The sequence below is a fragment of the Streptococcus sp. SCPM-O-B-15304 (M98) genome (genome assembly GCF_058200215.1).
Genome location: NZ_JBYQGQ010000055.1, coordinates 1 through 263, shown reverse-complemented (window position 1 = coordinate 263; position 263 = coordinate 1). Strand labels below are relative to the sequence as shown.

The following is a 263-nucleotide window of genomic DNA, read 5'->3' as shown; positions in this document are numbered from 1 at the left end:
TTGCTGATGTGCTTGCTGATGTGCTTGCACTTGTTGAAGCTGACGTACTTGCTGATGTGCTTGCTGATGTGCTTGCGCTTGTTGACGCTGACGTGCTTGCTGATGTGCTTGCACTTGTTGAAGCTGACGTACTTGCTGATGTGCTTGCTGATGTGCTTGCTGACGTACTTGCGCTTGTTGAAGCGGATGTGCTTGCTGATGTACTTGCACTTGTTGAAGCTGATGTGCTTGCTGATGTGCTTGCGCTTGTTGAAGCGGATGTA

1 protein-coding gene is annotated in these 263 nt (G+C 49.4%); it reads left to right on the top strand.

Features of this window, described 5'->3' with window-relative positions:
• A partial coding sequence (locus AC3E7H_RS10040) for a hypothetical protein (RefSeq protein ID WP_490676522.1) occupies positions 1–263 on the top strand: 263 nt, incomplete at both ends.